Origin of the sequence: Priestia sp. YIM B13489, assembly GCF_042787645.1 — a bacterium.
Taxonomy (GTDB): domain Bacteria; phylum Bacillota; class Bacilli; order Bacillales; family Bacillaceae_H; genus Priestia; species Priestia megaterium.
Genome location: NZ_JBHZOQ010000053.1, coordinates 194,828 through 220,284, shown reverse-complemented (window position 1 = coordinate 220,284; position 25,457 = coordinate 194,828). Strand labels below are relative to the sequence as shown.

31 protein-coding genes are annotated in these 25,457 nt (G+C 37.8%); 19 read left to right on the top strand and 12 right to left on the bottom strand.

The window, feature by feature from the left end; genetic code table 11:
- Positions 1-350 precede the first annotated feature (350 nt).
- Positions 351-1,649: a glutamate-1-semialdehyde 2,1-aminomutase gene (locus tag ACFX4W_RS07115; protein ID WP_043977881.1), complete on the bottom strand. Its 1,299-nt coding sequence runs from the start codon at positions 1,647-1,649 to the stop codon at positions 351-353.
- Positions 1,650-1,851: 202 nt separating this feature from the next.
- Here ACFX4W_RS07115 and ACFX4W_RS07110 point away from each other — a divergent pair, with 202 nt between their 5' ends.
- The 6 genes from ACFX4W_RS07110 to perR all read left to right on the top strand — a co-directional run bounded on the left by ACFX4W_RS07110 (position 1,852) and on the right by perR (position 6,159).
- Positions 1,852-2,865: an ABC transporter ATP-binding protein gene (locus ACFX4W_RS07110; protein WP_043977883.1), complete on the top strand. Its 1,014-nt coding sequence runs from the start codon at positions 1,852-1,854 to the stop codon at positions 2,863-2,865.
- Positions 2,858-3,649 carry an ABC transporter permease gene (locus tag ACFX4W_RS07105; protein ID WP_043977886.1) on the top strand — a complete coding sequence of 264 codons (792 nt, stop codon included), beginning with the start codon at positions 2,858-2,860 and terminating at the stop codon, positions 3,647-3,649. The genes ACFX4W_RS07110 and ACFX4W_RS07105 overlap by 8 nt, the downstream gene beginning before the upstream one ends.
- A 9-nt stretch (positions 3,650-3,658) precedes the next feature.
- The gene (locus ACFX4W_RS07100) at positions 3,659-4,444 is read left to right on the top strand and encodes an ABC transporter permease (RefSeq protein WP_013055169.1); all 786 of its coding nucleotides are present in this window, start codon (positions 3,659-3,661) and stop codon (positions 4,442-4,444) included.
- A 93-nt stretch (positions 4,445-4,537) separates the two neighbouring features.
- Positions 4,538-4,930: an ion channel gene (locus ACFX4W_RS07095; RefSeq protein WP_013081554.1), complete on the top strand. Its 393-nt coding sequence runs from the start codon at positions 4,538-4,540 to the stop codon at positions 4,928-4,930.
- Positions 4,931-4,999: 69 nt separating this feature from the next.
- Positions 5,000-5,470, top strand: coding sequence for a thioredoxin-dependent thiol peroxidase (gene bcp, locus ACFX4W_RS07090; RefSeq protein WP_043977888.1), 471 nt, complete (start codon positions 5,000-5,002; stop codon positions 5,468-5,470).
- A gap of 254 nt (positions 5,471-5,724) precedes the next feature.
- Positions 5,725-6,159, top strand: coding sequence for a peroxide-responsive transcriptional repressor PerR (gene perR / locus ACFX4W_RS07085; RefSeq protein WP_013055172.1), 435 nt, complete (start codon positions 5,725-5,727; stop codon positions 6,157-6,159).
- 22 nt (positions 6,160-6,181) lie between these two features.
- On the opposite strand, the gene ACFX4W_RS07080 is transcribed toward perR, so the two are convergent.
- The gene (locus tag ACFX4W_RS07080) at positions 6,182-6,541 is read right to left on the bottom strand and encodes a YgzB family protein (RefSeq protein WP_013055173.1); all 360 of its coding nucleotides are present in this window, start codon (positions 6,539-6,541) and stop codon (positions 6,182-6,184) included.
- Between the two features lie 222 nt (positions 6,542-6,763).
- On the opposite strand from ACFX4W_RS07080, the gene ACFX4W_RS07075 reads away from it, so the two are divergent.
- Both ACFX4W_RS07075 and ACFX4W_RS07070 read left to right on the top strand, forming a co-directional pair.
- On the top strand, positions 6,764-7,630 hold the full coding sequence (locus ACFX4W_RS07075) for a nucleotidyltransferase-like protein (protein ID WP_013055174.1): 867 nt from the start codon (positions 6,764-6,766) through the stop codon (positions 7,628-7,630).
- Positions 7,631-7,905: 275 nt separating this feature from the next.
- Positions 7,906-8,274, top strand: coding sequence for an alpha/beta fold hydrolase (locus ACFX4W_RS07070; RefSeq protein ID WP_377559331.1), 369 nt, complete (start codon positions 7,906-7,908; stop codon positions 8,272-8,274).
- Positions 8,275-8,455: 181 nt separating this feature from the next.
- On the opposite strand, the gene ACFX4W_RS07065 is transcribed toward ACFX4W_RS07070, so the two are convergent.
- Entirely contained in the window at positions 8,456-9,022 is a 567-nt protein-coding gene (locus ACFX4W_RS07065) for a CBO0543 family protein (protein WP_013084105.1), read from the bottom strand.
- Positions 9,023-9,323: 301 nt separating this feature from the next.
- Here ACFX4W_RS07065 and ACFX4W_RS07060 point away from each other — a divergent pair, with 301 nt between their 5' ends.
- The 4 genes from ACFX4W_RS07060 (at position 9,324) to ACFX4W_RS07045 (ending at position 11,984) form a co-directional block, all read left to right on the top strand.
- Positions 9,324-9,497, top strand: coding sequence for a glycine zipper domain-containing protein (locus ACFX4W_RS07060; protein WP_198530646.1), 174 nt, complete (start codon positions 9,324-9,326; stop codon positions 9,495-9,497).
- A gap of 23 nt (positions 9,498-9,520) precedes the next feature.
- Positions 9,521-9,898 carry a hypothetical protein gene (locus tag ACFX4W_RS07055; RefSeq protein ID WP_043981289.1) on the top strand — a complete coding sequence of 126 codons (378 nt, stop codon included), beginning with the start codon at positions 9,521-9,523 and terminating at the stop codon, positions 9,896-9,898.
- Positions 9,899-10,172: 274 nt separating this feature from the next.
- Positions 10,173-10,796 carry an FMN-binding negative transcriptional regulator gene (locus tag ACFX4W_RS07050; protein WP_043981290.1) on the top strand — a complete coding sequence of 208 codons (624 nt, stop codon included), beginning with the start codon at positions 10,173-10,175 and terminating at the stop codon, positions 10,794-10,796.
- A 210-nt stretch (positions 10,797-11,006) separates the two neighbouring features.
- Positions 11,007-11,984 carry a ring-cleaving dioxygenase gene (locus ACFX4W_RS07045; protein WP_280560015.1) on the top strand — a complete coding sequence of 326 codons (978 nt, stop codon included), beginning with the start codon at positions 11,007-11,009 and terminating at the stop codon, positions 11,982-11,984.
- A 69-nt stretch (positions 11,985-12,053) separates the two neighbouring features.
- Here ACFX4W_RS07045 and ACFX4W_RS07040 read toward each other — a convergent pair whose 3' ends face one another.
- The 4 genes from ACFX4W_RS07040 to ACFX4W_RS07025 form a co-directional block, all read right to left on the bottom strand.
- Entirely contained in the window at positions 12,054-12,323 is a 270-nt protein-coding gene (locus ACFX4W_RS07040; protein WP_043981292.1) for a YjcZ family sporulation protein, read from the bottom strand.
- A 232-nt stretch (positions 12,324-12,555) separates the two neighbouring features.
- Positions 12,556-13,449, bottom strand: coding sequence for a tyrosinase family protein (locus ACFX4W_RS07035; protein ID WP_043981293.1), 894 nt, complete (start codon positions 13,447-13,449; stop codon positions 12,556-12,558).
- Positions 13,450-13,626: 177 nt separating this feature from the next.
- On the bottom strand, positions 13,627-14,139 hold the full coding sequence (locus ACFX4W_RS07030; RefSeq protein ID WP_162214639.1) for a hypothetical protein: 513 nt from the start codon (positions 14,137-14,139) through the stop codon (positions 13,627-13,629).
- Positions 14,140-14,143: 4 nt separating this feature from the next.
- Positions 14,144-14,353 (bottom strand): hypothetical protein, encoded by a 210-nt coding sequence (locus ACFX4W_RS07025; RefSeq protein ID WP_014459119.1) that lies wholly within the window; start codon positions 14,351-14,353, stop codon positions 14,144-14,146.
- 198 nt (positions 14,354-14,551) lie between these two features.
- On the opposite strand from ACFX4W_RS07025, the gene ACFX4W_RS07020 reads away from it, so the two are divergent.
- The gene (locus tag ACFX4W_RS07020; RefSeq protein ID WP_043981295.1) at positions 14,552-15,091 is read left to right on the top strand and encodes a GNAT family N-acetyltransferase; all 540 of its coding nucleotides are present in this window, start codon (positions 14,552-14,554) and stop codon (positions 15,089-15,091) included.
- A 60-nt stretch (positions 15,092-15,151) separates the two neighbouring features.
- Here the strand turns inward: ACFX4W_RS07020 and ACFX4W_RS07015 are convergent, their stop codons facing one another.
- The 3 genes from ACFX4W_RS07015 to ACFX4W_RS07005 form a co-directional block, all read right to left on the bottom strand.
- Entirely contained in the window at positions 15,152-15,787 is a 636-nt protein-coding gene (locus ACFX4W_RS07015; protein WP_013058078.1) for an FMN-dependent NADH-azoreductase, read from the bottom strand.
- Positions 15,788-16,273: 486 nt separating this feature from the next.
- On the bottom strand, positions 16,274-16,909 hold the full coding sequence (locus ACFX4W_RS07010; RefSeq protein ID WP_043981296.1) for an FMN-dependent NADH-azoreductase: 636 nt from the start codon (positions 16,907-16,909) through the stop codon (positions 16,274-16,276).
- A gap of 30 nt (positions 16,910-16,939) precedes the next feature.
- Complete coding sequence (locus ACFX4W_RS07005; protein ID WP_013058076.1) at positions 16,940-17,257, bottom strand: winged helix-turn-helix transcriptional regulator; 318 nt, start codon at positions 17,255-17,257, stop codon at positions 16,940-16,942.
- Between the two features lie 220 nt (positions 17,258-17,477).
- Here ACFX4W_RS07005 and ACFX4W_RS07000 point away from each other — a divergent pair, with 220 nt between their 5' ends.
- From ACFX4W_RS07000 to ACFX4W_RS06975, 6 genes are all read left to right on the top strand, one after another.
- Positions 17,478-17,720, top strand: a complete 243-nt coding sequence (locus ACFX4W_RS07000) for a spore germination protein (protein ID WP_013084095.1) — start codon at positions 17,478-17,480, stop codon at positions 17,718-17,720.
- A 214-nt stretch (positions 17,721-17,934) separates the two neighbouring features.
- The gene (locus ACFX4W_RS06995; protein WP_043981297.1) at positions 17,935-19,284 is read left to right on the top strand and encodes a glycosyltransferase family 2 protein; all 1,350 of its coding nucleotides are present in this window, start codon (positions 17,935-17,937) and stop codon (positions 19,282-19,284) included.
- Between the two features lie 124 nt (positions 19,285-19,408).
- Positions 19,409-20,029: a polysaccharide deacetylase family protein gene (locus tag ACFX4W_RS06990; protein WP_280560014.1), complete on the top strand. Its 621-nt coding sequence runs from the start codon at positions 19,409-19,411 to the stop codon at positions 20,027-20,029.
- 253 nt (positions 20,030-20,282) lie between these two features.
- Positions 20,283-20,876 (top strand): LemA family protein, encoded by a 594-nt coding sequence (locus ACFX4W_RS06985; protein ID WP_025750938.1) that lies wholly within the window; start codon positions 20,283-20,285, stop codon positions 20,874-20,876.
- Positions 20,876-21,649 (top strand): TPM domain-containing protein, encoded by a 774-nt coding sequence (locus tag ACFX4W_RS06980; RefSeq protein ID WP_043981299.1) that lies wholly within the window; start codon positions 20,876-20,878, stop codon positions 21,647-21,649. Before ACFX4W_RS06985 ends, ACFX4W_RS06980 begins: the two co-directional genes overlap by 1 nt.
- A gap of 320 nt (positions 21,650-21,969) precedes the next feature.
- On the top strand, positions 21,970-23,340 hold the full coding sequence (locus ACFX4W_RS06975; RefSeq protein WP_043981300.1) for a DUF2254 domain-containing protein: 1,371 nt from the start codon (positions 21,970-21,972) through the stop codon (positions 23,338-23,340).
- 41 nt (positions 23,341-23,381) lie between these two features.
- Here the strand turns inward: ACFX4W_RS06975 and ACFX4W_RS06970 are convergent, their stop codons facing one another.
- Complete coding sequence (locus ACFX4W_RS06970) at positions 23,382-24,686, bottom strand: aldehyde dehydrogenase (RefSeq protein WP_043981301.1); 1,305 nt, start codon at positions 24,684-24,686, stop codon at positions 23,382-23,384.
- A gap of 63 nt (positions 24,687-24,749) precedes the next feature.
- On the bottom strand, positions 24,750-25,376 hold the full coding sequence (locus tag ACFX4W_RS06965) for a nitroreductase family protein (RefSeq protein WP_080781659.1): 627 nt from the start codon (positions 25,374-25,376) through the stop codon (positions 24,750-24,752).
- Between the last annotated feature and the right edge of the window lie 81 nt (positions 25,377-25,457).

Here is a 25,457-nt window from a genome sequence, read left to right as displayed (position 1 = left end):
TTTCGACAGGCTGACAAAAAGGAGATGACGCGTAAGAAATGGTTATGAAAGGTGGGAATGTTCTATAAGAAAACCCGAAGGTAAAACGAAAAAGAGGTCGAGACATAACGAAATAAATCCAATCTAAAGACGAACAAATGAGATACATGAGCTGAACCGCTTGTGACACAGCAGTTGATTTCCGCAGCAGTCTTCGACTTGCCCTTCAATCAACTGCTAGAAAGACCTATACACACGAAACCTGCGTTTACCCTAACAAAAAAAACGAACCACTAATCAAACATCTTGATCAATGGTTCGTTTTTCACTTCGTCTAAAATCCTTTTATCTCAGCCTCTTTAGAATAAGAATTAGCGTTCTTCACTTAATTGTTTAAATGCTTTTTCGACTGCTTCTAACGTGTCGGTAATATCTTGTTCTGTATGAGCTGTAGTAAGGAACCATGCTTCATATTTCGAAGGAGCTAAGTTGACACCTTGGTGGAGCATTAGTTTAAAGAAGCGTGCAAATAATTCGCCGTCTGTATTTTCTGCTTGTTCATAGTTTTTGACCGTTTCTGTTGTAAAGTAGAGAGTAAGAGCGCCTTTCAATCGATTGATAGTGATCGGCATGTTATATGTACGAGCATGTTTTAAAATACCTTCTTCGAGCATCGCCCCTAGCTTATCCAACTGTTCATAAACACCTTCTTGCTTTAGTACTTCTAGGCAAGCAATCCCAGAAAGAATAGAAGCTGGGTTTCCTGCCATTGTACCTGCTTGATAAGCGGGTCCAAGCGGCGCCACTTTTTCCATGATTTCTTTTTTACCGCCGTAAGCTCCGATTGGAAGGCCACCGCCGATGATTTTTCCAAATGCAGTGAGATCAGGTTTTACACCAAGTAAATCTTGAGCTCCACCGTACATAAAGCGAAACGCTGTAATAACTTCATCGTAAATAACAAGTGCTCCAGCTTCGTGAGTTAATTCATTAACTTGTTCTAAAAAGCCAGGTTCCGGCTCAACAATTCCGAAGTTTCCAACGATTGGTTCTACTAAAACAGCTGCAATCTGATCGCCCCATTTTTCTAATGCTTCCTTGTAAGGCTCAATGTCGTTAAAAGGAACTGTGATGACTTCGTTAGCGATACTTTTTGGTACACCAGCAGAGTCAGGAGTGCCGAGTGTAGAAGGACCAGATCCAGCTGCTACTAATACAAGGTCAGAATGGCCGTGGTAGCAACCTGCAAATTTAATAATTTTATCGCGTCCAGTATAAGCGCGTGCTACACGGATCGTTGTCATAACGGCTTCTGTCCCAGAGTTGACGAAGCGCACTTTATCTAATGCGGGCATCGCTTCTTTGAGCATTTTAGCAAATGTGACTTCATGAGCAGTTGGCGTACCGTAAAGAACACCCGTTTCAGCTGCTTTTGTAATAGCTTTCGTGATATGAGGATGAGCGTGTCCCGTAATAATAGGACCGTAAGCTGCTAAATAGTCAATATATTTATTTCCATCAACGTCCCAGAAACAAGCTCCGTTTGCCTTCTCCATTGCAATAGGTGCTCCGCCTCCTACGGCTTTATATGAACGTGAAGGGCTGTTAACGCCGCCTACAATATGCTCGAGCGCTTCAGCGTGTAATTGTTCTGATTTTGTAAATTGCATAGTATGCCTCCTAATGAAAAGTTCAACTTCTCTATTCTATCAAACTTATTTGTTTCTTGAAAAACATTCGAGAACGTGTATGATAGAAATTTGTGAGCTAACTGCTAGAAAATAGTTCCTCGTCTCTTGGAGGAGTTGCTAGCAAGGGCGCCGGAAACAATAAAAGAAACCACTAATACGTCGACGTAACGGAGGGAATACAATGAAAAATGCTATTGAGGTGAATCAACTTCGGAAAGAATTTAAAGCCTATTCTAGCCGCTCTGGCCTTAAAGGGGCATTCCGGGATCTATTTACCCGTAATTATAGAGTCATGAAAGCTGTGAACGATATATCGTTTACCGTAAAACAAGGGGAAATGGTAGGGTATATAGGAGAAAACGGAGCGGGGAAATCGACCACAATCAAAATGCTGACAGGAATCTTAACTCCTACTTCAGGCGACATTACCGTAAATGGAATGAATCCTCATAAGGAAAGAGAAAAGTTTGCCCAAACGATTGGTGTTGTTTTTGGTCAACGCTCTCAGCTATGGTGGGATATTGCCGTACAAGAATCTTTTCGCCTGTTAAAAAAAGTATACAAAGTGTCAGATGAAGATTATAACGCTCATATGGAGCACGTTATTCAAACGTTAGATATTGGACCGCTGCTAGATAAGCCGGTGCGAAAGCTTTCTCTAGGTCAAAGAATGCGCTGTGAGCTGGCTGCTGCTCTTATTCATAATCCGCCGCTTCTATTTTTAGATGAACCGACGATTGGTTTAGATGTACTAGTTAAATTAAAAATCCGCCAATTTTTAAAAGAAATTAATGAAAAATATAATACGACGATTTTGCTTACGACACATGATTTAGCAGATATTGAAGCTTTATGTGAACGCGTTGTAATGCTGGATGAAGGCAGTATTATTTATGACGGATCGCTGCAAAAGCTGCGTTCGAATTGGGGAGACCTTAAACAAGTTACGTTTGAATTTGGAACCGCGCCAAATAACGAGCAGTTGAAGCTATTGACGCAAGGGATGCCTGTTAACTGGATTGAAGGTGATCAAAAATATTTGTGGACAGCGCAGCTTCAAAATAAAGGGGACTTGATGTCACAGCTGATTGCTAAAGTGGTGGCAAAGCATGAAATCAGTGATATTAACATTGAAGAAATTTCAACGGAAGAAATTATCCGCAACATTTATGAAGAAGGTGTTGTGAATGGATAAATATATAGAGATGATACGCATTCGCTTTTTAATGATGCTGGCGTATCGGACGAATTATTACAGCGGAATATTGATTTATGCGATTAATATTGGTGCTTACTACTTTTTATGGTCCGCTATTTATGGAGGAAAAGAGAATATTCAAGGGTTATCCATTACCCAAATGACAACGTATGTAGCCGTTTCATGGATGGCAAGAGCCTTTTATTTTAATAACATTGACCGTGAAATGGCAATGGAAATTAAAGATGGCAAAGTGGCAGTAGAGTTAATTAAGCCTTATAGCTACCTTGGTATGAAAACAATGCAAGGACTGGGAGAAGGGATTTTTCGGCTGCTGTTTTTCTCAGTGCCCGGCATGATTATTGTCGCGTTTTTATTTCCAGTACAGTTCTCAGCAAATGCAGCAACATGGCTTTATTTTGGACTGTCTTTAATTTTTAGTTTCATTATTAATACACAAATTAATTTATTAACGGGTATTACGACTTTCTTTCTCTTTAACAATGATGGACTCATTCGAGCGAAGCGCGTTGTTATTGATTTGTTTTCAGGACTTCTTCTGCCCATCAGCTTCTATCCTTTCTGGGCGCAACATATTATGAGCTATTTCCCTTTTCAAGCCATTAGTTATATTCCGAGCATGATTTTCACAAATGGATTTAAAGGGCAGGAAGTAATAAATGCTCTTATTACACAAGCAGTTTGGTCAGGACTTCTATTTATCCCTATTGCATGTTTGTGGAACATAGCGAAGAAAAAAATGGTTATTCAAGGAGGGTAGTCTATGAAAATGTTTTATTTTTCGATTTTCTTTCAGTACATTAGTCAATATATGAAAACAAGGCTTCAGTACCGCACCGACATGGTAGTTGAAATCATTTCAGACTTATTGTTTCAAACAGTTAATTTGATTTTTATTTTAGTCGTATTTGGACATACTCAGTCGCTGCACGGATGGTCACGAGAGGAAATTATCTTTATTTATGGTTTCTTTTTGGTCCCTTTTGCTATTTTTTCGTCTTTCTTTAACATTTGGGATTTCAACGAGCGGTACATTGTTAAAGGAGAAATGGATCGAATTTTAACAAGGCCGATTCACAGTTTGTTTCAAGTTATTTTAGAGCGAATGGAACTAGAATCATTGTTTGGTGGTATCACAGGGATTGCAGTAATGGCTTACGCTGCTTCTTCTTTACATCTTCATTTCCAGTGGTATGATGTTTTTATTTTTCTATTATTTATTTTAGGAGGAGCGCTTGTATACGCAGGAATTTTCATCGCCTTAGCAAGCATAGGCTTCTGGTCGGATGCCAGAACCTCTATTATGCCTACTATTTATAATATTGGAAACTACGGAAGGTATCCTGTAGATATTTATAATAATGTCATCCGATATGTTTTAACGTGGATTCTTCCTTTTGCATTTGTAGGCGTATATCCAGCTGCTTATTTCTTAGGAAGATCAGAATGGTATGGATATGCATTTTTAACCCCAGTTATGGGAATCGTCTTTTTTGTAATCTCTATTTTCTTATGGAATACAGGGGTCAAAAAATACAGAGGAGCAGGCAATTAAATGCCTGCTCTTTTTCGTGGCTTCGGAGTAGTAATGAATGGACAAGAACGCGCGTATAGTGGTAGTAAGAGTATAAATTAAAGGAGTAGAATGATGGTTATTTTTCTAATCCTCGTTATCATTGTTTTTGTAATTGGTAGTATGAAGTTTCTCTTTGAAAAAGAACTTGGAGAATTTCATTTTTTCTCAATTGGTCATTTCTTTGTCTTGTTTTATTCATATATTACAGTTTTATTGGGATTTAGCCTTATTTATACAGTATGTGAGATGGGGAGTATTCCAGTATTAAGCGGAGGGTTTGAACATGAAGGTCATTATTTCTATACCCTGTTTAACAGTATGTATTTCAGCGCAGCGACGTTATTTTCAGTAGGCTACGGAGATATGTATCCGGTTGGAATTGGGAAATTATTTGCAACTTTTGAAGCGTTTATCGGCTATATTATGCCTGCAATCTTTGTGATGCGGACTGTTACCCGTACTTAAACTTGTCATCTTATCTAATATTGGGTACGCTATTCAAAGAAAATGAAAAGCGTAAAGGAGAAGATAAATATGACAGCTGTAGTTGGAGAAAAAGCACCCGATTTTGTATTGATGTCTACAAATGGAGAGCAAGTATCACTAGCGTCGATGAAAGGCAAAAACGTTGTGCTGTATTTTTATCCGAAAGATATGACGCCAGGCTGCACAACAGAAGCCTGTGATTTCAGAGATCAGCATGAAAATTTTGAAGAGCTAGATGCGGTGATTCTAGGAGTGAGCCCGGATCCAATCGACAAACACCATAAGTTTATTGATAAGCACGGCCTTCCATTCTTACTTTTAGCTGACGAAGATCACAGCGTAGCTGAAGAGTATGGAGTATGGACACTGAAAAAAAACTTTGGAAAAGAATATATGGGCATTGAACGCTCCACTTTTATCATTGATAAAGAAGGAATGCTCGTAAAAGAATATCGCAAGGTTCGAGTGAAAGGGCATGTGGAAGAAGCTTTATCATTTATTAAAGAAAAAATGGCATAAAAACAGGCAGATAACTAGAGCAGTTTTAGTCTTTGAACATACAATATCAGTGTAGGGCATACCTCCTCAGATGTTAATATATTTAAAAGTGTGGATTGAATTCCACACTTCTTTTTTTGAATAAAATATATGAAAAATTTCTACTTGTTACATAAAATAGGAATAGGCATCAAGTTGACAAAACGTGGGTAAAACATGTAGACTAATTATAAGAATTATAAAGTAATAATACTTACAGAAGAGGGGTGCATGACGTGTCAAATCATTTACAAGAAGCCCTTGAAACGTTAAAAGGTACTGGCGTTCGTATTACACCACAACGTCATGCTATTTTAGAGTATTTAATCAATTCAATGACACATCCAACAGCAGATGATATTTATAAAGCGCTGGAAGGTAAGTTTCCAAATATGAGTGTAGCGACCGTTTACAATAATTTAAGAGTATTTCGCGAAGTAGGTATTGTAAAGGAACTAACATACGGTGATGCATCAAGCCGGTTTGATTATGTTACAACAGAGCATTACCATGTGATTTGCGAAAGCTGCGGAAAAATTGTGGATTTTCATTATCCTGGTTTAGACGAAGTAGAAAAGCTGGCTGCTCATATTACTGACTTTGATATTAGTCACCACCGAATGGAAATTTACGGAACGTGTCCTGATTGTACGGCTAAAAAAGCGCATTAATAAGCTGATAGTAGTGATACTATCAGCTTTCTTTTTGTTTTTTTCTATTATACTTTTCGTCGAATTGTTTTCCTTCAAGAGACTGGTCAAGCGTAAGCGGCTCGTTGCAATACATACACATATCTACGCGCCCTAGCATTTTGGTTTGCTTTTGACATGTAGGGCAGGTTACTTGAACCGCTTTTGTAGAAAGCATGCCAATCCAGAAATAAACGCCGGTACTAGCTACGATGCACAGCAAACCCAAAAGCATAAAAATAGTCATTAGCCAGACTGAAGACCGAAAGAAAATTCCCCCATACATAACAATGAAACCAACAAAGATCAGACTGAGTGCAAACGTGCGAATCTTGTTAATTTTATTTGAATACTTTATCCCCATCAGTATCCCCCCTGTTACCAATATATCATAGAGTGAGACAATGAATGATGATAAAAATTGAATCTTCGGAAAATTATCGTTGGTTTTTGAGCTTTCTGAATGATTTCCATAATTCTGAGTGGGATATCCGTTATACATCGTATATAATAAAAAAAGAAATCTTAGTCCATAGCCTTTAAAATTTTGAAAAATATTTGTTTATTACAGTTAGGAGAGCTCAAAATGGAAGATGTTTTACGGCCAATATATCAAGAAAGAGCTAGCAATAAAGACACACTAGGTATTTTACTGATTGAAAAAAAGAAATCAGAATCTCCAGTGACGGATAATTTGGATGCTATCTTATTTATTGTGACCAAAACTACAGAAACTTCTCTTTTTATTAAACAATACGAATATGAAAATGAGCGTGCGGCACTTTATATGGCTTCTGAACAGCAAATGAGTGAATGGATTATGAATGGGACGAACCGCCGTATTATTGATTGGATCTTAAATGGTAAAGTGCTATTTGATCGAAACGAATATATGGAAAACTTAAAGAAACGCTTAATTGATTTTCCTAGAGAAGATCGGACAAAGAGAATAGGTGTCGAGTTTGCTAAGTTGATTCGCCGATTTAAAGAAGGAAAAGACTTTTATGCGTCTAATCATTATTTAGATGCATTCAATCATGTCATTCATGCTCTTCATCATTTAGCACGACTGTCTGTGTTGGAAAATGGATTTCATCCAGAAGTGACAGTGTGGAACCAAGTGAAAAAAATAGAACCTGAAATTCATCGTCTTTACGAAGAGCTAATTATTAGCCAAGAAGAGGTTAGCAAGCGTTTAGAGCTGCTTTTCTTAGCGAGTGAATTTCTAGTAAATAAAAAAACTGAATTAGGTGCCAAGCATCTTGTTCATATTATGAAAAGCGAAAAGCAGGAATGGACGTTTAATGAACTGGTTCATCATCCCGAAATACGCCCTTATGCTATTGATTTAGGAATACTTCTTGAGTTTTTAATTGAAAAAGATATCATTATGGTAAAAAAAGTAGAAACAAAAGGAAAGAGTTTGTACCATAGACACTATGTGGCGAAATGATAGAGAGGATAAAGGGTATCTGATACGGTGCGGTTATGACGTGTAGATACCCTGACATATGACTTTATAGCCTTGATAAAAGGTTTTTCTAAAAAAACACGATTTATTTTAAAAAATCTATTGACGCTTTAAAATATCCGTGGTAAATTTATATACGTCGCCAATGAGCGATACTAAATTTATCAAAAACTTGAAAAAACTTCTTAAAAAAGTTGTTGACAAGAAAGAGATAAACTGGTAAGATTAANGAAACAAAAAACACATGGTTTTTAAAAATGATGCTGCGTCAATTTTTATATACAAAAAATAAGCCGTCTGCTGATCAATTTGAAACATATTTAGAAGGAACGATCAAGCAGCGAAATTTAATTGATATCAATTACGCACTTATGAGATTTAATATTTCAAACGATTTTAATGGTGTTGTGGAAGGGACAGGAGAGGTGGAAAAAATTACGATCCCTACTATGGTTATTCAAGGCGATGAAGATAAGATGGTTTCCACAAGAGATGCATCTGACATCGCGAAAGGAATAGGGGAAAATGCGACGTTAAAAATTATGAAAGGCGTAGGCCACTGCCCGTTGCTGGATGATTTAAGCAGTTTAATGGACTTATACAATGCTAATTTAAGCAGGGCTTAGAAAAAGTGAGATTTTTGCTGCTAACAGAAGTTTTATTATTGCTAGATGCAGCATGTTCTAAATTAACAATGAGAAAAGCCCTCTATTTTTTGAGAAGGCAGACAACTAGTAAGAAAACAATCAAAAAAACGTAAGGTCTTTTGAAGATGCTTACGTTTTTTATTGATGACACTTATCAAATTTAATGCTGTTTTTCAAAATAAAGAAACAGATTGGTAATCCATTTTGATAGCAGTATCACACCCAGATAAAATACAAATAAATAACCGTAAGTAGCCCATTCATGCAGCTGAAAAAAGCCAATCCCTGTTAATAGCGGTTTGAAAATAAAAGCAAAAAACAAACAAAGAACAGTTGCATATACATAGTAATTTTTATGATGGTTAATTGTCCATTGATAAAGAAGCATAAAAGAGACAGGAATAAGCGAAGCATCTAGGCTAAAGCTTACGGGTATGATTGTGTTGATTTGGTAAGGATACGTCCACAGCCCGTTATAAACTCCAGCGGTGTCACTATAGTGAAACCAAACGTGCACGTTAAATCCATAAAACCCTAAGTGAAAGGCTTTTTTTCGATCAATTAAAAAATAGAGAATGACTAAAGGTAAAATGAAAGCCCCCAAGGTAACCCAAAACTGCCAAGAGCCTGGAGTGGAGTATTGCTGCCAGTATTCAGCCCACGTTTTGGCTAGATTTTCTTGTATGCTATGTATTTTTTTAAGGTATTCCTGTTGGTTTGGTGTCAATGTAATCCATCCTTTTTAAGTAAGCAAAATTTCGTTACTTTTAAAATGCCCTTTTCTTAAGTTTTGGATACCTTTCCCTGTTGAGTTGTTTGTATTTTTCTGCACGTAAAACGACGTACGTATTTGGAGTGATCTGCATGTTTACGTGGTTCTTGCTGCTCGGAGAGGCCATTTATCAGCTCATCATCTAAAAATAAAAAGCAGTTACAGCGACTGCTTTTTTCCATTTTTATGAAACTTTTAGCGCAGTTTTTACGTATAAAAGGTATCAATAAAATAGTAGAAAAAAGGAGAGGTTTTTTTGTCTGAAGAAAAGAAAAAGACAGATTATCTAGGACCGGGACTAGGTCTGGGCGTTGCGATGGGGGCTTCTCTTGGGATGCTAATGGATAACATTGGCTTCGGTATTGCGATCGGAACGTCCTTAGGTGTTGCTTTTGGAACGGCAATGAATCAAAAACATAAAAAGGAATAAAATTCTGAAAGAAGAAGTGCAGAATGAAGTATTTTGACGAAGCAAAAGAACTATGGTTAAACTATGTCCCGAGAAATGGGCAGTCGGATATCGTAGAAGGAGAAGTCATTCGAGCTATTGAAAAGCTTCGCTGTGAAGCTCAAGGCAACGGGAATGCCAATTGGGACGGCGGATTTGAGATGCTGGTGCTATATATACTAAACGTATTGAATGATCCGGACGTATTCAGCACAGCTATGTTAGCCGAAATAAAAGCCGATGTTCACACCTTGCTCACTTCGGCAGAAGATCCGTATTTAGAAGACGACGTATACGATCGTTTGACGGACTGCGTCATTGAGTGGCATATAGCCAAAGGCGGACCTATCAAACGAGAAAAAAATCCTCAATTGTATAGATAAACGTGAGAAAGGAGCTGTTTTAAACAAGCTCTTCTTTTTTTGAGTTTCTGAAGCTTTATTTAACAAACATGTATCTAATTGCATTATGTGCTAAATAAATACATATAAAAAAGCAGCGGTTTACATCGCAGCAGTGTAGCATAAGCTTCTTAAAAAATCCATTCATAGATGGTTAAATGTTTGCTGACCTCCATAAAAAGTTCATAACTGACGCTGTTGCAAACACGTATAGTATTATATCTTTTACTAAATAAGAGATAAAGGAGAAGCGCCGATGTATATTCCAAAGTATTTTAAAGTGAATGAGGAACAAATAATGTATGAATTTATTGAAGACAATGGATTTGCCACTTTGTTTTCGTATCATAATGAAAAGCCTTATGCTACCCATTTGCCCCTGATGCTAAACCGGAAAGAAAAAGCTTTATACGGACATTTTGCTCGTCCGAATCTGCAGTGGAAAGATACTGAAAATCAAGAAATTTTAGTTGTGTTTCAAGGGCCTCACTGTTATATTTCACCGTCTTGGTATGAAACGAATCAAGCTGTACCAACATGGAATTATGAAGCTGTTCACGTGTACGGCACCATGAAAATGATTGAAGAACCAACAGAACTGCTTGGACTGCTGAGGAAGATGGTGGAGAAATATGAAAGCCCGAGCAGTACATATACACTAAATGACGTTGATCCTGCTTATATGAATGGTTTAAGCAAAGGAATCATTGGGTTTAAAATCGACATCAGCAAAATGGAAGGCAAACAAAAGCTAAGTCAAAATCATTCAGTCGAAAGACAGCAGTTAGTCATAGAAAAATTAGAGCAGACGTCTCGTGAAAATGAAACAAAAATTGCGGAGCTGATGAAGCAAAATGTGCAGCGCATGCTTAAAAAGTAACCGCTGTTGGAAAAGATCAGCAGTTTGTTAAAGGGAAGATAAAGAGAAACTAACTATGTGTTTAGTTTCTTTTTTATGTTCACAACATTTTCTTGTTATTGACAAACAGGCTGTATATCCTTTAAAATTATCTTTAATTAAAGATAATTAAATTAAAGATAATTTTAGTAGAAGTTAAAAATTTATATATTATGAAAAGAGGCGGAGCAGATGGAATTGTTAGGGTTGCATCATGTATCTATTTTGACGGGGAAAGCTGAGAAAAACTATCAGTTTTTCACCAAAGTTTTAGGTATGCGATTAGTAAAAAAAACGGTGAATCAAGATAACACTCAGTCTTACCACTTGTTTTATGCAGATGGGGAAGGGACGCCAGGAACGGAAGTAACGTTTTTTGATATTCCGGGGCTTGCAAGAACGCATCAAGGTGCATCTGACATTTCGACTGTTTCGCTTCGCGTTAAAAGTACGGATTCTTTACACTTTTGGAAAAATCGCTTTGAGCAGTACGGAGTGGAATATGAAGAAATAGCTAAACGAGCTAATCGTGATACGTTAGCATTTAAAGATTATGAAGGTACACGTTTGCTTCTTGTTGCGGACAACGGTGAAAAAGGGGTAAGAGCAGGTGTGCCTTGGAAGTGCGAAGACATTCCATTAGAACATGCGATTATCGGCTTAGGACCGGTCACGCTAACGGTGGGTACGTCAGAACCAACTGTTGACGTACTGACAAATGTTATGGGATTTTGCTACGCGGGTTCTTATCCATCTCTTGCAGGAGATCATAGAGATATTTTGGTTTATGCAACAGGTGAAGGCGGAAGCGGAGCCGAAGTTCATATTGAAACGAGACCCGATTTGCCGAAAGTTCGCTTAGGGCGCGGTGGCGTTCATCACGTTGCATTCCGTGTTCCAAATGAAGAAGAATACAATAAGTGGGCAGCTCGATTAAATGAAAACAGCCTGCCGAATTCCGGTAAAGTAGAACGATACTATTTCAAAGCACTTTATTTCAGAGAACCAAACGGCATTTTATTTGAATTATCAACGGACACACCTGGATTTGCGACCGATGAACCGCTTGAAACGATGGGCCAAACATTAGCCCTGCCGCCATTTTTAGAGCCGAAGCGCAAAGAAATCGAAGAAAAGCTGAGACCCCTGGATTTGGATGAAACGCTATAGAATTCTGAAGGTGCCTGCCGCCTATTAAGACATGAAAAAACTCCAGTATTTATACTGGAGTTTTTTAGGTTAACACTCATTGTGCCAGAAACCGCAACCACATGCACCAATAATAATGAGTAAAATAAACAGTACGATGATAATGGCAAAACCATTACATCCGTGGTGAGGAACGCCATATCCACATTCAGGAACCATATATCCATAGTCCGGCATTGAATACCCGCAGTGTGGAATCATGTGCTCATAAGCAGGAGCTGTATAGGCGTGGTGAGCCATAGCAGGTGAGAATGGCATATTTTCATTAGAACTAAAAGGTGCGTTTACGTTATTATGCATTTTGATATCTTCCCTTCATTTATAAAACTTTTATAAAGCTTTGATAACTTATTCATATGTTCCAAGGTCCTTATATGAAGCTTATTCACAGCCCAATTATGGTTGATTAACTATATTTTATGGTGAATGGAAATGAAACAGTGAGTTTTACGATGCTTGTGGCCTTATAAGTTATGTCAGAAGGGAAGGGGTTTACCTGTTTTTGATTGTATACTGCTGTTTCTAGAACGGGTTATGAGGAACGTTTTGATTTTCTTAATTCTATATCGTATACGTACCCAAGCTTTCGATGGTTCATAACGTCTTCAGGGGTTGTATTCCAAGGGTACATCGGATCTCTAAAGTTTTGACCAAATGGCCCGTTTTTCATCGGCTGATAGTTTTGATTACGATGAACAATTTGCCATACAGCCCAAATACGATCCACATTTGCGTGGTGTAAAAAGAAGACAGGATCATTCGGAGCAGTAGGCACAACGCCCATCTGTCCGCCAACCCAACGGTGTACGCGATTGTGAAGCTGCGGCCCGTTAATAAATCCTTCAAGCTGATTACGAAAGCTGTTTTGGCTGGTCATATCCCAAGGCGGCGTATCATACTGAGTTATTTTTAAAGCATTGAGAACATCATCTCGAGTAGGGAGTGTAGGTGCCTCTTTCGTTGCTCCAAAATTACGTTTTAGCCCTCCAGAAGGATTTCCTTGTTCATCGATTGTCGTCCAGCGCCCAGCTGCAAATGGCCCGGTGTCGACGAGAAAATCTTTTTTAGGATTTCCGTTTCCTCCCATAAAATCTGCACTCCAAATTTGTGATTGTGAGGGATCCTGCATCTGTGCGTCCGTTTCCCATTCCCAATAAGGAAGGGTTACTTCTGGATTGATTGACTGAAGGTCACGTTCGAATCGTAAAAGGTATTCACGATGCCATGGCAAAAAAGCAGAACTCATATGTGCTGCATTTCGATCGCTGCCCGGAGGCGTATGAAATTTACCTGCTGCGCCATGCCAGGCTATATAGCGGTCGTATATTCCTTTTTCCTTTAGTATTAGCACGGTACGAACAAAATCTCTTTTTTCCGTGTCGGTAAGATGCAATACGTTTTTTCTAACTTTATACTTGTTACTCATTTTTTAACCTCTTTCTTAAAAAAGAAGCAAGCGATTGTTTCTTTTTATATTCAGAATATGTCCAAGAGGTAAAAGTGCTACTGTAAATTTACAGAGACTTTTTTAAAGGTGTAAATCATAAATAGAGGTAAAATAAAAAAAGCAGGCATGCGCCTGCTTTTTTTCACTGCATTATTATTAATGACCAATTGGATACATGGTCGTTACGCTGTAGTCGTAGTCTTTGCCTCTGTAGTCAGTATATACAACTCTAACTTCTTGGTTTAAAGAATTAATATACTTTTCTTTAACGTAGTTGCCAGATTTATTGTTGGTGCCGTCTTCACCTTCGTTGATGACTTCTTCAGCAACAGACATCGCTTGTTTTTCATTTAAATACTTGCTGAATTGGCTTTTACCTTGATAATTGTTAACGCCTGGTTTTTGCATATGCGCGACAATATGGCAATATCCATATTTATCATTTCCTTCTTGTAAGACAAGTTCTTTGCCGGTAAATAATCTGTCGCTTTGAGTCTCTGCAGAGCATTGGTTGCTTGATGTAGTGTCCGATGTGCTACTCGATGTACTGCTTGAATTTTCATGCTGCTGAATGAGGGAAATGGGCGAATTGTTGGTAAATACAGCGATGAGGGCAATAACAAGTGCCACAATAGTGTATAGTATTTTGCTGTTTTTAAAAAAATCCATTCCTTTATGCGTCTCCTTTTTGAATCAACGTTAAAATCAAATCGACTTTCTTTTCTAGCTGATCAATTAAGTTTTGTTTTACTTGTTCTGATTGTAATAAAGCGCTTCTTAGTTCGTCCATATCTTTTTGCATATACGCACGGTTTTCTTTTTCTTGCTGCAGTTCTTTTTGAAGAGCGTGTATCGTGGACAGCAATTCTTTATCTTGGTTCATTTATGCGTTCACCGCCTCTGTGTTGATAAAAAGCAACTTATGCCCACTATATAAAATACCACTATCTCCGCTGTAAATCGACTATTTGGATAGGAAATGAGTCCTCCCGGGTAGGGTTTTAGCAGGATATTGCTAGTTGAGAGGAGAATAGTATGGTTTACCGTAGATAGATAAGCTGCGCAGAAAAGAGGGAAGAAAATGTTTCCGGAATTAGAGACAAAACGTCTGATATTAAGAAAAATTGTAGAAGATGATGCCAGTGAGATTTTAGAATGCTTTTCTGATGAAGAGGTGCTGCGCTATTATGGGCAAAAACCTTTAGAATCGATCAACCAAGTGAAGGAGATCATTAAGAATTTTTCCAAAGGCTACGAAGAAAAACAATTAATTAAATGGGGGATTCAGCTAAAAGGAAAAGAGAAGCTGATTGGAACAATAGGGTTTCAAGAGTGGTCTCCTGGGCATAAGAAAGCAAACGTAAGCTATGCTCTTTTTCCGGAGTATTGGAACAAAGGATACGCAACAGAAGCTGTTCATGAAGCGATTTCTTATGGCTTCAACGAACTTCAATACAATCGTATAGGAGCAATTGTATTTACGCAAAATAGCGGATCTGTCGCCTTGTTGAGCAAATTAGGATTTAAAAAGGAAGGGACGCTAAGAGAGTACCTGTTCCAAAACGGAATCCCGTTTGATACATATGTTTATTCGCTGCTGCGCGAGGAAGCAAAGATATAATTGCAAGCATAAAAAAAGGAACACGGGGAGATGTTCCTTTTTTTGTGCTTATATTTGTTATTAGAACGTACGTGCAGCTTCTTTAGCGCGAGCAATGCCGTCTTCTTTAATTTCTTGTGCTTTATCTGGCATTGCAGCCTGTCCTTCTACAAATAGGCTTCCGATAGAAGGAACGCCGAAGAAATTCATCATAATGCGCATATAACGGTGACCCATTTCTAATTCACCAGCAGGGCCGCGAGAGTAGATACCGCCGTTTGCTTGAATATGATACGCTTTTTTATCTGTTAATAGACCTACAGAACCTTCTGCTGTATATTTAAATGATTTTCCAGCTACTGCTACAGCATCTAAGTATGCTTTCATCACTGGTGGGAATGAGAAGTTCCACATTGGTGTAACAAATACATATTTGTCCGCTTGAGCAAATTGGTCACTTAACTCGTTTAAACGAGCAACTTTGCGCTGTTCTTCAGGAGTAAGCGCGTCAAATTCTGCGCCGCTTCCAAGTTTGCCCCATCCGCTGAATACATCGCCGTCGATGTGAGGGATATGTTCTTGGTATAAATTAACGTGAACAATCTCATCCGTTGGGTTTACTTCTTTATACTCATTAATAAATGCATCTCCCGCAGCCATACTGAATGATTGCGTAGCATCGTTAGGGTTTGCTGTAATATATAATACTTTTGCCATAATTCTGTTCACCTTTCTGTCTTCAATATATAAATGTTGTTTCATGAATTAAAGATAATATGTTCGAAAACATCTACTACGTTATTAATAGTAACTTACGTAACAAATTTAGTCAAAGGTTTTTTATTGGATTTTATCATATTCACAAACGGTTTTAAGAGTATTACGCTTTTGGATTTTGTGGCTAAACCCTTTAAAAATAAAGGTTTATTTCTGTTTTAAAACATGATTTTAAACGTTATTCATTTAGAAGAACTATCTTTTTTGAAGGTAGATAATTAAAAAATAAAAAAGAAAAATCGTGTATTTTTGTTTCGTGCGTTATTAATAGTAACAAAAAATAACAGCGTTTCATCTTTCCTTTAAATCTATTTTCAGCGTGAAGTGAGCAGAAAGGTGATCATTATTTCAAGGGAAATATAAGGGAGGGAAGAGAAAAGAAAAAGACCTCGATCTGCTTCGAGGTCTTTTTCTTTTCTATTGAATTTAAAACGTTTTGGCCATTGAATGGGCTTTTTGGAGTGCGTTTTCTTTAATTTGCGGAATTTGATCCGGGAATTTTACTTGCCCTTCGATAATAATGCTTTCAAACGCTTCGATTCCAAAGAAGTCCATCATGATTTCTAAATAGCGGTGGCCCATTTCTCTCGCCATTTCAGGGCCTTCTGAATACACGTCTCCGCGGGATTGAATGTGAAGCGCTTTTTTTCCTTTAAGCAATCCCTGAGCGCCTTCTTTTGTATATGTAAAGGTTTTACCTGACACGGTAATCGCATCAATGTACGTTTTCATAATCGCAGGAACAGAGAAATTCCACATTGGCGTGACAAAAATATATTTGTCAGCGAGTACGAACTGTCCTCCTAGTTCGGCTAATCGTCCCACTTTTAATCGTTCATCCGTTGATAAATCCTGGATGGAAGAGTGAGAACGAAGCTTTTTCCAGCCGTTAAATACGTCTGCATCTAAGTATGGAATATCTGCTTGATATAAATCTAAATGAACCACATCATCTTCTGGATGTGTTTGCTTATATACGTCGATAAATTCTTTCCCCACAGCCATGCTAAGTGATTCGTCTTCAGCTAAAGGGTGTGCAGTAATATAGAGAACATTTGCCATGATGCTCATCCTTTCTATGGAGTAGTTTTATTAATCTTGGACCCAGCTTTCTGCCCACTGGCTAATCGGCCCTAATATTTTACCTAACTCCGTTCCTTTTTGAGTCAGCGAATATTCAGAACGAATAGGGCGGTCTGGAATGACATTTCGGACAACAATTCCGTGGTCTTCAAGCTCTTTAATTCGTTCTGTCAAAAGCCTTCTGCTTAAGGCTGGTATACTTTCATTTAATTCACTAAAGCGTTTAGGACCGCTCATAAGTACATAAATGATTAATCCTGTCCACTTCTTGCCAATCAGTTCGAAACTTTTTTCTACTTTAGGTTGAATATCTTTTGGTTCGTCCATATTACGTATCCTCCTTCAAACAATATGGATGAAAAATAACTTATGCATTTATTGTAACAGAAAAAGCATAAAAACATGTGGAAACTTTGGGTGAAGCAGGGTGAAATGAACAATTTCACTAGTATTTGTACCTTGCTTTTCACTTCTTGAAAACTTTTCACACATAGGCTTGTCACAGCATACGATGTACGAATTCATTTTAAGAAAAGGTGGTATGGTCATGGCAGGAGTTATTAACATCTGTAACACGAGAATTAATGGTATGGCGAGAAACGGATCGATGAATTTTGGAGAAGTTCTTCACAACGGACACACAGCGGATGTTAAATCTGTTGGAATCAACTCAACATATGGAGACATTTCAGCTGCTTGTGCGCGAATGAAAAATACAAATATGGATGCAGATATATTTGATCAAACGGCTGTTGCGAATATTGATGGAGTATATGGAAATCAGCTATAAAAGGGAGCTGCTTATGACGTATGAAGTTGTAAGCAGCTTTTTTATACTGAGAAGTAGAACACTTATTTATGATAAGAGAATGTGTTTCTACTTCAATAGAACGATCTACCAAAGTTCCCGAATCTATTATATACGCCTTTTCTAAAAAAAATTATATATTGTACAAGCACCCGATCATTTATTGAATAGTATATAGAGGAAAAACAAAGAAAGGATGATTAAAATAGAATTATATGATTCCTATTACAACCGTTCCGATGGAAAATACTATATTAAAAAGAAAGAAAAGAATCTTAAACCCTTAAAAGAGCCTAAAAACAAAAGGAGTAAAATAGACAATTCATTATATAAAATGAGCATAAAAAATAATCACAAACATCCTATTAAAGTTAGTATCATTATGCCTACGTATAATAAGTATCATCAAACCTCTCTTTCGCTTTATAGTTTATCAAAACAAACGTTTCCTCAAGCTGAGTATGAAGTCATTTTAGTGGATGACGCTTCTTCTGATAATACGCCCGACATTTTAAAAGAAGCGGATCTCCCGTTCAAATTTAAGTATATCCGTATGAAACAAAATAAAGGGCGTTCCTCAGTACGTAATATAGGAATTAATCATGCTGAAGGAGATCTTTTAATCTTTTTAGACGGAGAAATGCTGGCTCCTCCTCCTTTTATTGAAAATCACTATAAACATCATGTGCATGAATCCAATCTTGTGGTTACCGGAGCTATGCATTATGAAGGAGTCTACACGTTTATTATGCCAGACTATAATGAAGATCAAATGGCGCACTTAAAAGAACTGGTCGGCAGGGATCCTGAGTATAGAAGATTGTATGAAAACTATGAACAGACGAAGCAGCATTCAAATGTTCCTTGTCCTCTTGTAACAAAAGAAGATATTGATACAAACCGTTTTCAACGTTTATCATTTCCCAATCGTTATTTTCTTAACAGCGGGCTAAAACATTTCGGAGAGCGACTTGAAGGATTTACGCTACCGTATATCGCATTTTTAAGTGGAAATGTATCCGTAAGAAAAGCGCAATTAAAGAAATCCGGCTATTTTGATGAGACTTTTGTCGGCTACGGGGCAGAAGACTGGGAGCTTGGATATCGTTTATATAAGAATGGTGCACAATTTGTTTTAGATTCCTCTACGGTTGCTTATCACCAAGAACACGGTATGTCTAAGCGAAAAGTAAAAGAACAATGGGGAAATCACTATCGTTTCGTTAAAAAACATCCTAATATAGACGTTCTTATCCTCTCTCTTGAATGGAAAGAGCTTCCGTTTATGCATATGCATAAAACATTAGTTGAATATAAAGCGCTGGAGAAGCGTTTTCCTGATGAATATAAGGAATTTAAACATGCTTTTCGCGTCATGCTGTTTAGAATCATTGAATATTTAAATAGTGGACAGCCCGTGACGAAACTTTACGATCTCCCAGGAGGATCAGAGGAAAGAATAAAAATTATTCAGCAGTTCGAAACACTGCGCCCTCGTGGATTTGACTACTTGGCGAGTTCTTTTGAACAAATCTATTACCTATAGCGCTATTACATGCAGAAAAAGATATAACATCATCTCTTAAAAATTGTCTCGTCGTAAAAGCCCCTCAGCTTACACCCACAAATTGAGGGGTTTATTTCTTCTATTTTATATAAGGGGAGAAAACATGAATCAAAATTCACCAAAGTACGTTGCATTAACGTTTGATGATGGCCCCTCAGCTTACACGGCTTCTATTTTAAAAATTCTAAAGAGATATAATGTACGTGCGACCTTTTTTGTCGTTGGTTCGGAAGTAGAAAGATTTCCAAAGCTGATCCGACGTATTCATAGAGAAAAGCACGTAATTGGAAATCATACGTGGAGTCATCCTGATATTACAACTCTTTCTAAGCATGAATTGTGGAAAGAAATCACTTCTACAAATGCTCAAATAGAGAAAATCATCGGTTATTCTCCCAAGCTGTTTCGTCCACCTTACAGTTCGATAAATGATACAGCTCTTGCTGCTATTAAAGAATTGGGAATGACGTCTGTTCTATGGAATGTAGATAGCCAGGATTGGCGTGAAGAAGATCCATTGGCCATATGCAAACATACGATTAAAAATCTACAAAAAAAGAATCTTATTGTCATGCACGATGGGGATCGATACGGCAGCGGAGCGCGGGATCAAATTGTTGCTTCATTGCCAAAACTTATTAAGTATTTAATAAAAAACGACTATCAATTTGTAACGGTTCCTGAATTTCATCGAGTCGCATACAAAATTGAAGGATGGTCTTAAGCCAAAAAAGGAATAGCCAAGAGGTATTCCTTTTTTTCTATTATGAAACAAGATAAAATCGAGAAGGTTACATGTGCTAATTGATAGAAAGACTAGGTAGAGAACAGCATCTCACCTTATAGAGGGATTGATTGTTAGGAGATGTCTTACTTATACGTTCTATAAATAAAATTGGTAAAAAATGAATCTTTTTAGAGCGTGATTCGTACTAGTAAGTAGATACATAATTTTGATGAAGAAAAGAGGTAGTATATTGAAGAACAAAGGCTTGATCGCTACGCTCATTGGGATAGCGATTGTTGTGATTTTAGGGTTAGGAATTGTTGTGATTTACGGAGTGAGCTCTTACAATAGTCTCGTTAGCGCACAGGAAGATGTAGATAATAAATTTTCCCAAATAGATAATCAACTAAAAAGAAGATCTGATTTAATTCCGAACTTAGTGGAAACGGTTAAAGGCTATGCTAAGCATGAGCAGGAAGCAATTGATTCGGTCACTCAGGCAAGAGCGCAGCTAGCGGGAGCTAAAACTCCTGAAGACAAAGCTGATGCTAATCAACAGTTAAGCGGCGCATTAAACCGCCTGCTCGTAGTGGTTGAAAAATACCCGGATTTAAAAGCGAATGAAAACTTCAGAAGCTTAATGGACAGTTTAGAAGGAACGGAAAATCGACTCGCTGTAGCGCGTAAAGACTATAACGATGAAGTTGCAAAATACAATAAATCAGTTAAGAGATTTCCTAAAAGCATGTTAGCGGGTACGTTCGGCTTTGAAAAAAAGCCATATTTTGAAGTAACAAATGAAGAAAAAGAAGCGCCGAAAGTTGATTTTGGGAGCGATAAGTGATGAAATTTCTTGCTTCGTTTGCTTTATTATTGTCTCTTTTATGTAATACGGTAAGCGTTGCTTTTGCTGCACCTGATATTCCAAATCCGGTAGGCGATATTTACGCTCAAGATTTTGCTCATCTATTAAACGATCAGGAAAAAGCTGAAATAAATCAAATGGGCAGAAAATTGGATGATGAAACGAAAGCTCAAGTAGCGATTCTTACCGTGAATTCATTAGGTGATGCGGATGTAGAAGAGTACGCGAATGAAGCGTTTCGAAAGTACAAACTCGGTGATAAAAAGCTGAACAATGGCGTTCTTATTTTACTCGCTAAAAAAGAACGAAAAATTCGAATCGAAGTAGGATACGGGTTAGAAGGAGCTATCACCGATATCAAATCGGGAGAAATTTTAGATTCTTATGCTATTCCTAACTTAAAAAATGGCAAATACGATACGGCGCTAGAAAGCACATACAAAGCTGTTTATAACCAAGTCGTGAAAGAGTATGATTTAGGAACAGATTTTGAACAAAAAGTGCCAAAAGCATCTCCGCCTTCCGATAGCGGTGTTCATTTCTCAACCCTTCAAACGCTGCTGATTGCAGCTGTTATTGTGGGCTTTCTTATTCTCGACTTCGTCTTTTTTAAAGGAGCCATTACACAATTTCTGCTAAACTTCCTTGTGATGTTTGGAGGAAGAGGCGGTGGCGGTGGCAACGGCGGCAGCGGTCCTCGCGGAGGGGGAGGCGGCAGCTCTGGAGGCGGTGGAGCGAGCCGAGGCTGGTAAAACGATAAGAGTAAAAAGAGGCTGGGATAAAAGTAGGTTAGTTGAAGGAAGATCCGAACGAGATGGATTCTTAGTTGAGAATCCATCTCGTTCGGATTTTTTATTTGTATGGTGAACATAGCTTTTATATATTCATTCAACTCATGTATCCTATTTGTGCATCTTTAGATTAAATTAATGAGGTATGTGTCAATTTCATTTTTGCTTTGTGTACCTATATTTTAAAAAATAGATTTTTTTCCATTGTATAAGCATAACCAAAAAAAATTAGGGAACTAAGAAAAAAGTTAGAGATTTACAAATAAAAAGGAGAGTTTTGTATGAATACATTTAGATGGATAGCGGCAAGGAAACAGCTCTCTCCTCGTGCTTTTAAAGATGAGCTAAATAGCCAAATATGGTTTAGTCCCTTAATTTATGCTCTTTTTTCTGTCCTTTTAGCTGCATTGACGCTGTTTCTGGACTATTATTGCAAAGTAGGAGAGAAGGTTCCTTCATTTTTTTCAATCAACATGGATTTAACCAATACGTTAGTGAGTACGATTATGCCCGGAATTCTATCGATTACGACGTTTACCTTTAATTTAATGCTTGTTGTGTTTACATCATTTGCAGCTCAGTTTTCTCCTCGCGTGTTAAAAAACTTTGCTTCTTCGAAATCGACTCAGCGAATTCTCGGGATTTTTATGGGGAGTTTCTTATATACACTTTTTGTCTTTCTCTTTTTAAACAGTTCACAAGTAGATGGCTACTTTGCTATCCCATTTGCGACCACGGCGCTATCAGTTTTTAGTGCAGGCACGTTTGTCTACTTTATTAATCATTCCGTTAAATGGCTGCAAGTTAATCATATGACTCAATCGATGAAAACGGAATCTATAAAAGCTATTGAAACGACGATACGTGAAGAGCTAGAGGTTCATCGAACGCAATCTGCTCATAACGAACCATTTTCCTTTCCTGAAGGAGATAAAAACCCAGTATATATTCAAACATCCGGCTATATTCAGACCGTTAATTACAGCCGATTAATTCACTATGCCAAAGAGCATAACTTAGTGATCAAAATGGAGAGGGAAGTAGGGGACTACGTCCTCGACGGAACGATATTGTTTTATTATTGGAACCGAGATTTTACAGAGCAGGATGAAATTGATCAAACTATTTTTCATCGATATGTTCATATAGGAAAATCTCAAACCGATATTCAAGACACAACTCATATTATTACCAAGTTTGTCGAGATGGCGATTAAATCATTAGGAAGTGATGACTTCAAAACGGCCATTAACTCCATTCACCAAATTAGCGATATTCTTCGGAAAATTTGTGATGTTAGTCAGTTTTCTTCGTATTTAGTTGATGACAGCGGCGTTGTACGAATGGTCATTCCTGATAAAAAATTTGAAGACTTTTTGTATGATGGATTTGCTAATATCCGGCACTATGCTAGACGTAATATTATCATTACAATGGAGCTGCTTAAAACGCTTGGAAATCTCGCCGAGGCCATTGGGCCAGCTTATTACGACGACATTTGGGAGTTTGCCGTCTACACGTCTCAAGGCTTTGAAGAAGAATATTTATTTGTTCAAGATAAAAAATATTTTTTGCATATTCTTTATGATTTAGCTATTTCTACAGAAAAGGAAGAGCAATATGAACAGATAACTAAACAAATGAAGAAGTAAAAAAGCCGAAGTCAACGCGTGACTTCGGCTTTTCTTTTTAATTATTTATTTGAACGTTTTAAGATGCTTTTAGCGTGTGAAAATGTATCAAAGCTTGCTTTTCCATGATATGCACCCATTCCGCTGTCACCAACGCCGCCAAATGGAAGGTAGTGAGACGTCATATGATTAATCGTATCATTGATAGAACCGCCGCCGAATGACACGCTGTTTAAGATGTGATCTTGGACTGCTTCATCTTCAGAGAAAAGATAAAGTGCTAATGGTTTTGGACGTTTTACGATTGCTTCAATTACTTCTGAGATTTCATCGTATACGATGACTGGAAGAATTGGCCCAAAGATTTCATCTTGCATCACATTGTCTTCCCATGAGATGTTGTCAAGAACAGTTGGCTCAATAAACAGACGAGAACGATCCGTTTTGCCTCCAAAAACAATATCTCCGTTTGTTAAGAAGCTGCTAAGGCGATCAAAATGCTTTTCGCTCACTACGTGAGGGAAGTCTAGGTTTTGTGAAACATCTTCGCCGTACGTGTTTGTTACGACTTGTTTTAGGTTAGCTAGCAGCTCGTCTTTTACATTTCGCTGAACAAGAATGTAGTCTGGCGCTACGCAAGTTTGGCCAGCATTTGCAAATTTACCGCGCGCAATGCGTTTTGCTGCTTCTTCAATATTTGCATCTTCGTGTACAATTGTAGGACTTTTTCCGCCTAGCTCTAGCGTAACAGGTGTTAAATGTTTAGCAGCAGCTTCTGCCACAATTTTTCCGACCATTGTACTTCCTGTAAAGAAGATGTAATCAAAGTTTTCTTTTAGTAAAGCTGTGCTTGTTTCCACTTCACCTTCGACTACCGTCAAGTATTCTTCAGGGAAGTTTTCATTAAACATCTTAGCAAGAAGGCTTGACGTATGAGGTGTTAATTCAGAAGGCTTTAACACCACGCAGTTACCTGCAGCAATCGCGCCTACTACTGGTGATACAGCAAGTTGGAACGGATAGTTCCAAGGTGCAATCACTAGAGCTAAACCGTATGGATCTTGATAAATGTAGCTTTTTGCTCCAGCATGAGTAGATGGTGTTTCTACTTCTTTTGGCGCTGCCCATTCTGCAAGATTTTCAACTGCAAAGTCGATTTCGCTTAGCACAAGACCAACTTCTGCACGTTTTGCTTCAAATTCTGGTTTGTTAAGGTCAGCTTTTACTGCTTTTAAAATGTCGTCTTCATGACGTACAACAAGTTCTCTTAATTTCTTTAGCGTTTCGATACGGAACGCAACGTCTTTTGTTTTACCGCTATTAAAGAATGAAAGCTGTTTTTCTGTAAGTTCTTGATAGTTATTCATCAGAAAATCTCCTTTTACTTCACATTTTTAACTCTTTATTCAATGAACAGAAATAGCTGCTGCTTATTTCCAAGTTGTAACCGTATTGACCGGTAAACGGTAAGAAGCATGGCCTTCGCTCGCTGCTTTACCGATTGAGATAAGCATAATTGGAAGATAACGTTCTTTATCTAAACCGAATTCTTCTGCGATTAAGTGTTTTTCGTATCCGCCGATTGGATTTGTATCATATCCGTGAGCGCGAGCAACAAGCATAAGCTGCATAGATACAAGACCTGAATCAATTAGCACGATGTCTTTCATATCTGCTTTTGGCATGTTTTCGTAAATCGGCTTAAAGAAATTTAGCTGCTGTTCTTTAATGTCCTGAGGCATATAGCCAAGCTCTACTGCTTTTCCGAAAATTTCGTCTGCATATTCGACGTTGTTCATGTCACCAAACACGGCAATAACAGCTGAAGATGTATGAACTTGTTCACTGTTAAATTTCGCAAGTTTAGCTAATTTTTCTTTGCCTTCCGGCGTTTCAATTACAACAAAGCGCCACGGCTGCATATTAACAGAAGAAGGAGCACGCATAGCTTCTGTAAGAATTTCTTCCATTTCCTCACGGCTGATTTTTACTGAAGGATCATATTTTTTAATTGAACGGCGTTTTAAAGCAATTTCGTTAAAATCTTTTATAGTCATAGTCATTATTCCTTTCTTTCTAGGCGTTAAACTTATTTATTGTCATTCCCATATTTTTGATTGTGGACAATTGTTTGACAT

Coding starts and splice junctions, on each gene's coding strand:
- ACFX4W_RS07115 (WP_043977881.1), bottom strand. CDS start 1,649: ATGCAATTTACAAAATCAGAACAATTACACGCTGAAGCGCTCGAGCAT.
- ACFX4W_RS07110 (WP_043977883.1), top strand. CDS start 1,852: ATGAAAAATGCTATTGAGGTGAATCAACTTCGGAAAGAATTTAAAGCC.
- ACFX4W_RS07105 (WP_043977886.1), top strand. CDS start 2,858: ATGGATAAATATATAGAGATGATACGCATTCGCTTTTTAATGATGCTG.
- ACFX4W_RS07100 (WP_013055169.1), top strand. CDS start 3,659: ATGTTTTATTTTTCGATTTTCTTTCAGTACATTAGTCAATATATGAAA.
- ACFX4W_RS07095 (WP_013081554.1), top strand. CDS start 4,538: ATGGTTATTTTTCTAATCCTCGTTATCATTGTTTTTGTAATTGGTAGT.
- bcp (WP_043977888.1), top strand. CDS start 5,000: ATGACAGCTGTAGTTGGAGAAAAAGCACCCGATTTTGTATTGATGTCT.
- ACFX4W_RS07080 (WP_013055173.1), bottom strand. CDS start 6,541: ATGGGGATAAAGTATTCAAATAAAATTAACAAGATTCGCACGTTTGCA.
- ACFX4W_RS07075 (WP_013055174.1), top strand. CDS start 6,764: ATGGAAGATGTTTTACGGCCAATATATCAAGAAAGAGCTAGCAATAAA.
- ACFX4W_RS07070 (WP_377559331.1), top strand. CDS start 7,906: ATGATGCTGCGTCAATTTTTATATACAAAAAATAAGCCGTCTGCTGAT.
- ACFX4W_RS07055 (WP_043981289.1), top strand. CDS start 9,521: ATGAAGTATTTTGACGAAGCAAAAGAACTATGGTTAAACTATGTCCCG.
- ACFX4W_RS07050 (WP_043981290.1), top strand. CDS start 10,173: ATGTATATTCCAAAGTATTTTAAAGTGAATGAGGAACAAATAATGTAT.
- ACFX4W_RS07045 (WP_280560015.1), top strand. CDS start 11,007: ATGGAATTGTTAGGGTTGCATCATGTATCTATTTTGACGGGGAAAGCT.
- ACFX4W_RS07040 (WP_043981292.1), bottom strand. CDS start 12,323: ATGCATAATAACGTAAACGCACCTTTTAGTTCTAATGAAAATATGCCA.
- ACFX4W_RS07035 (WP_043981293.1), bottom strand. CDS start 13,449: ATGAGTAACAAGTATAAAGTTAGAAAAAACGTATTGCATCTTACCGAC.
- ACFX4W_RS07030 (WP_162214639.1), bottom strand. CDS start 14,139: ATGGATTTTTTTAAAAACAGCAAAATACTATACACTATTGTGGCACTT.
- ACFX4W_RS07025 (WP_014459119.1), bottom strand. CDS start 14,353: ATGAACCAAGATAAAGAATTGCTGTCCACGATACACGCTCTTCAAAAA.
- ACFX4W_RS07020 (WP_043981295.1), top strand. CDS start 14,552: ATGTTTCCGGAATTAGAGACAAAACGTCTGATATTAAGAAAAATTGTA.
- ACFX4W_RS07015 (WP_013058078.1), bottom strand. CDS start 15,787: ATGGCAAAAGTATTATATATTACAGCAAACCCTAACGATGCTACGCAA.
- ACFX4W_RS07010 (WP_043981296.1), bottom strand. CDS start 16,909: ATGGCAAATGTTCTCTATATTACTGCACACCCTTTAGCTGAAGACGAA.
- ACFX4W_RS07005 (WP_013058076.1), bottom strand. CDS start 17,257: ATGGACGAACCAAAAGATATTCAACCTAAAGTAGAAAAAAGTTTCGAA.
- ACFX4W_RS07000 (WP_013084095.1), top strand. CDS start 17,478: ATGGCAGGAGTTATTAACATCTGTAACACGAGAATTAATGGTATGGCG.
- ACFX4W_RS06995 (WP_043981297.1), top strand. CDS start 17,935: ATGATTAAAATAGAATTATATGATTCCTATTACAACCGTTCCGATGGA.
- ACFX4W_RS06990 (WP_280560014.1), top strand. CDS start 19,409: ATGAATCAAAATTCACCAAAGTACGTTGCATTAACGTTTGATGATGGC.
- ACFX4W_RS06980 (WP_043981299.1), top strand. CDS start 20,876: ATGAAATTTCTTGCTTCGTTTGCTTTATTATTGTCTCTTTTATGTAAT.
- ACFX4W_RS06975 (WP_043981300.1), top strand. CDS start 21,970: ATGAATACATTTAGATGGATAGCGGCAAGGAAACAGCTCTCTCCTCGT.
- ACFX4W_RS06970 (WP_043981301.1), bottom strand. CDS start 24,686: ATGAATAACTATCAAGAACTTACAGAAAAACAGCTTTCATTCTTTAAT.
- ACFX4W_RS06965 (WP_080781659.1), bottom strand. CDS start 25,376: ATGACTATAAAAGATTTTAACGAAATTGCTTTAAAACGCCGTTCAATT.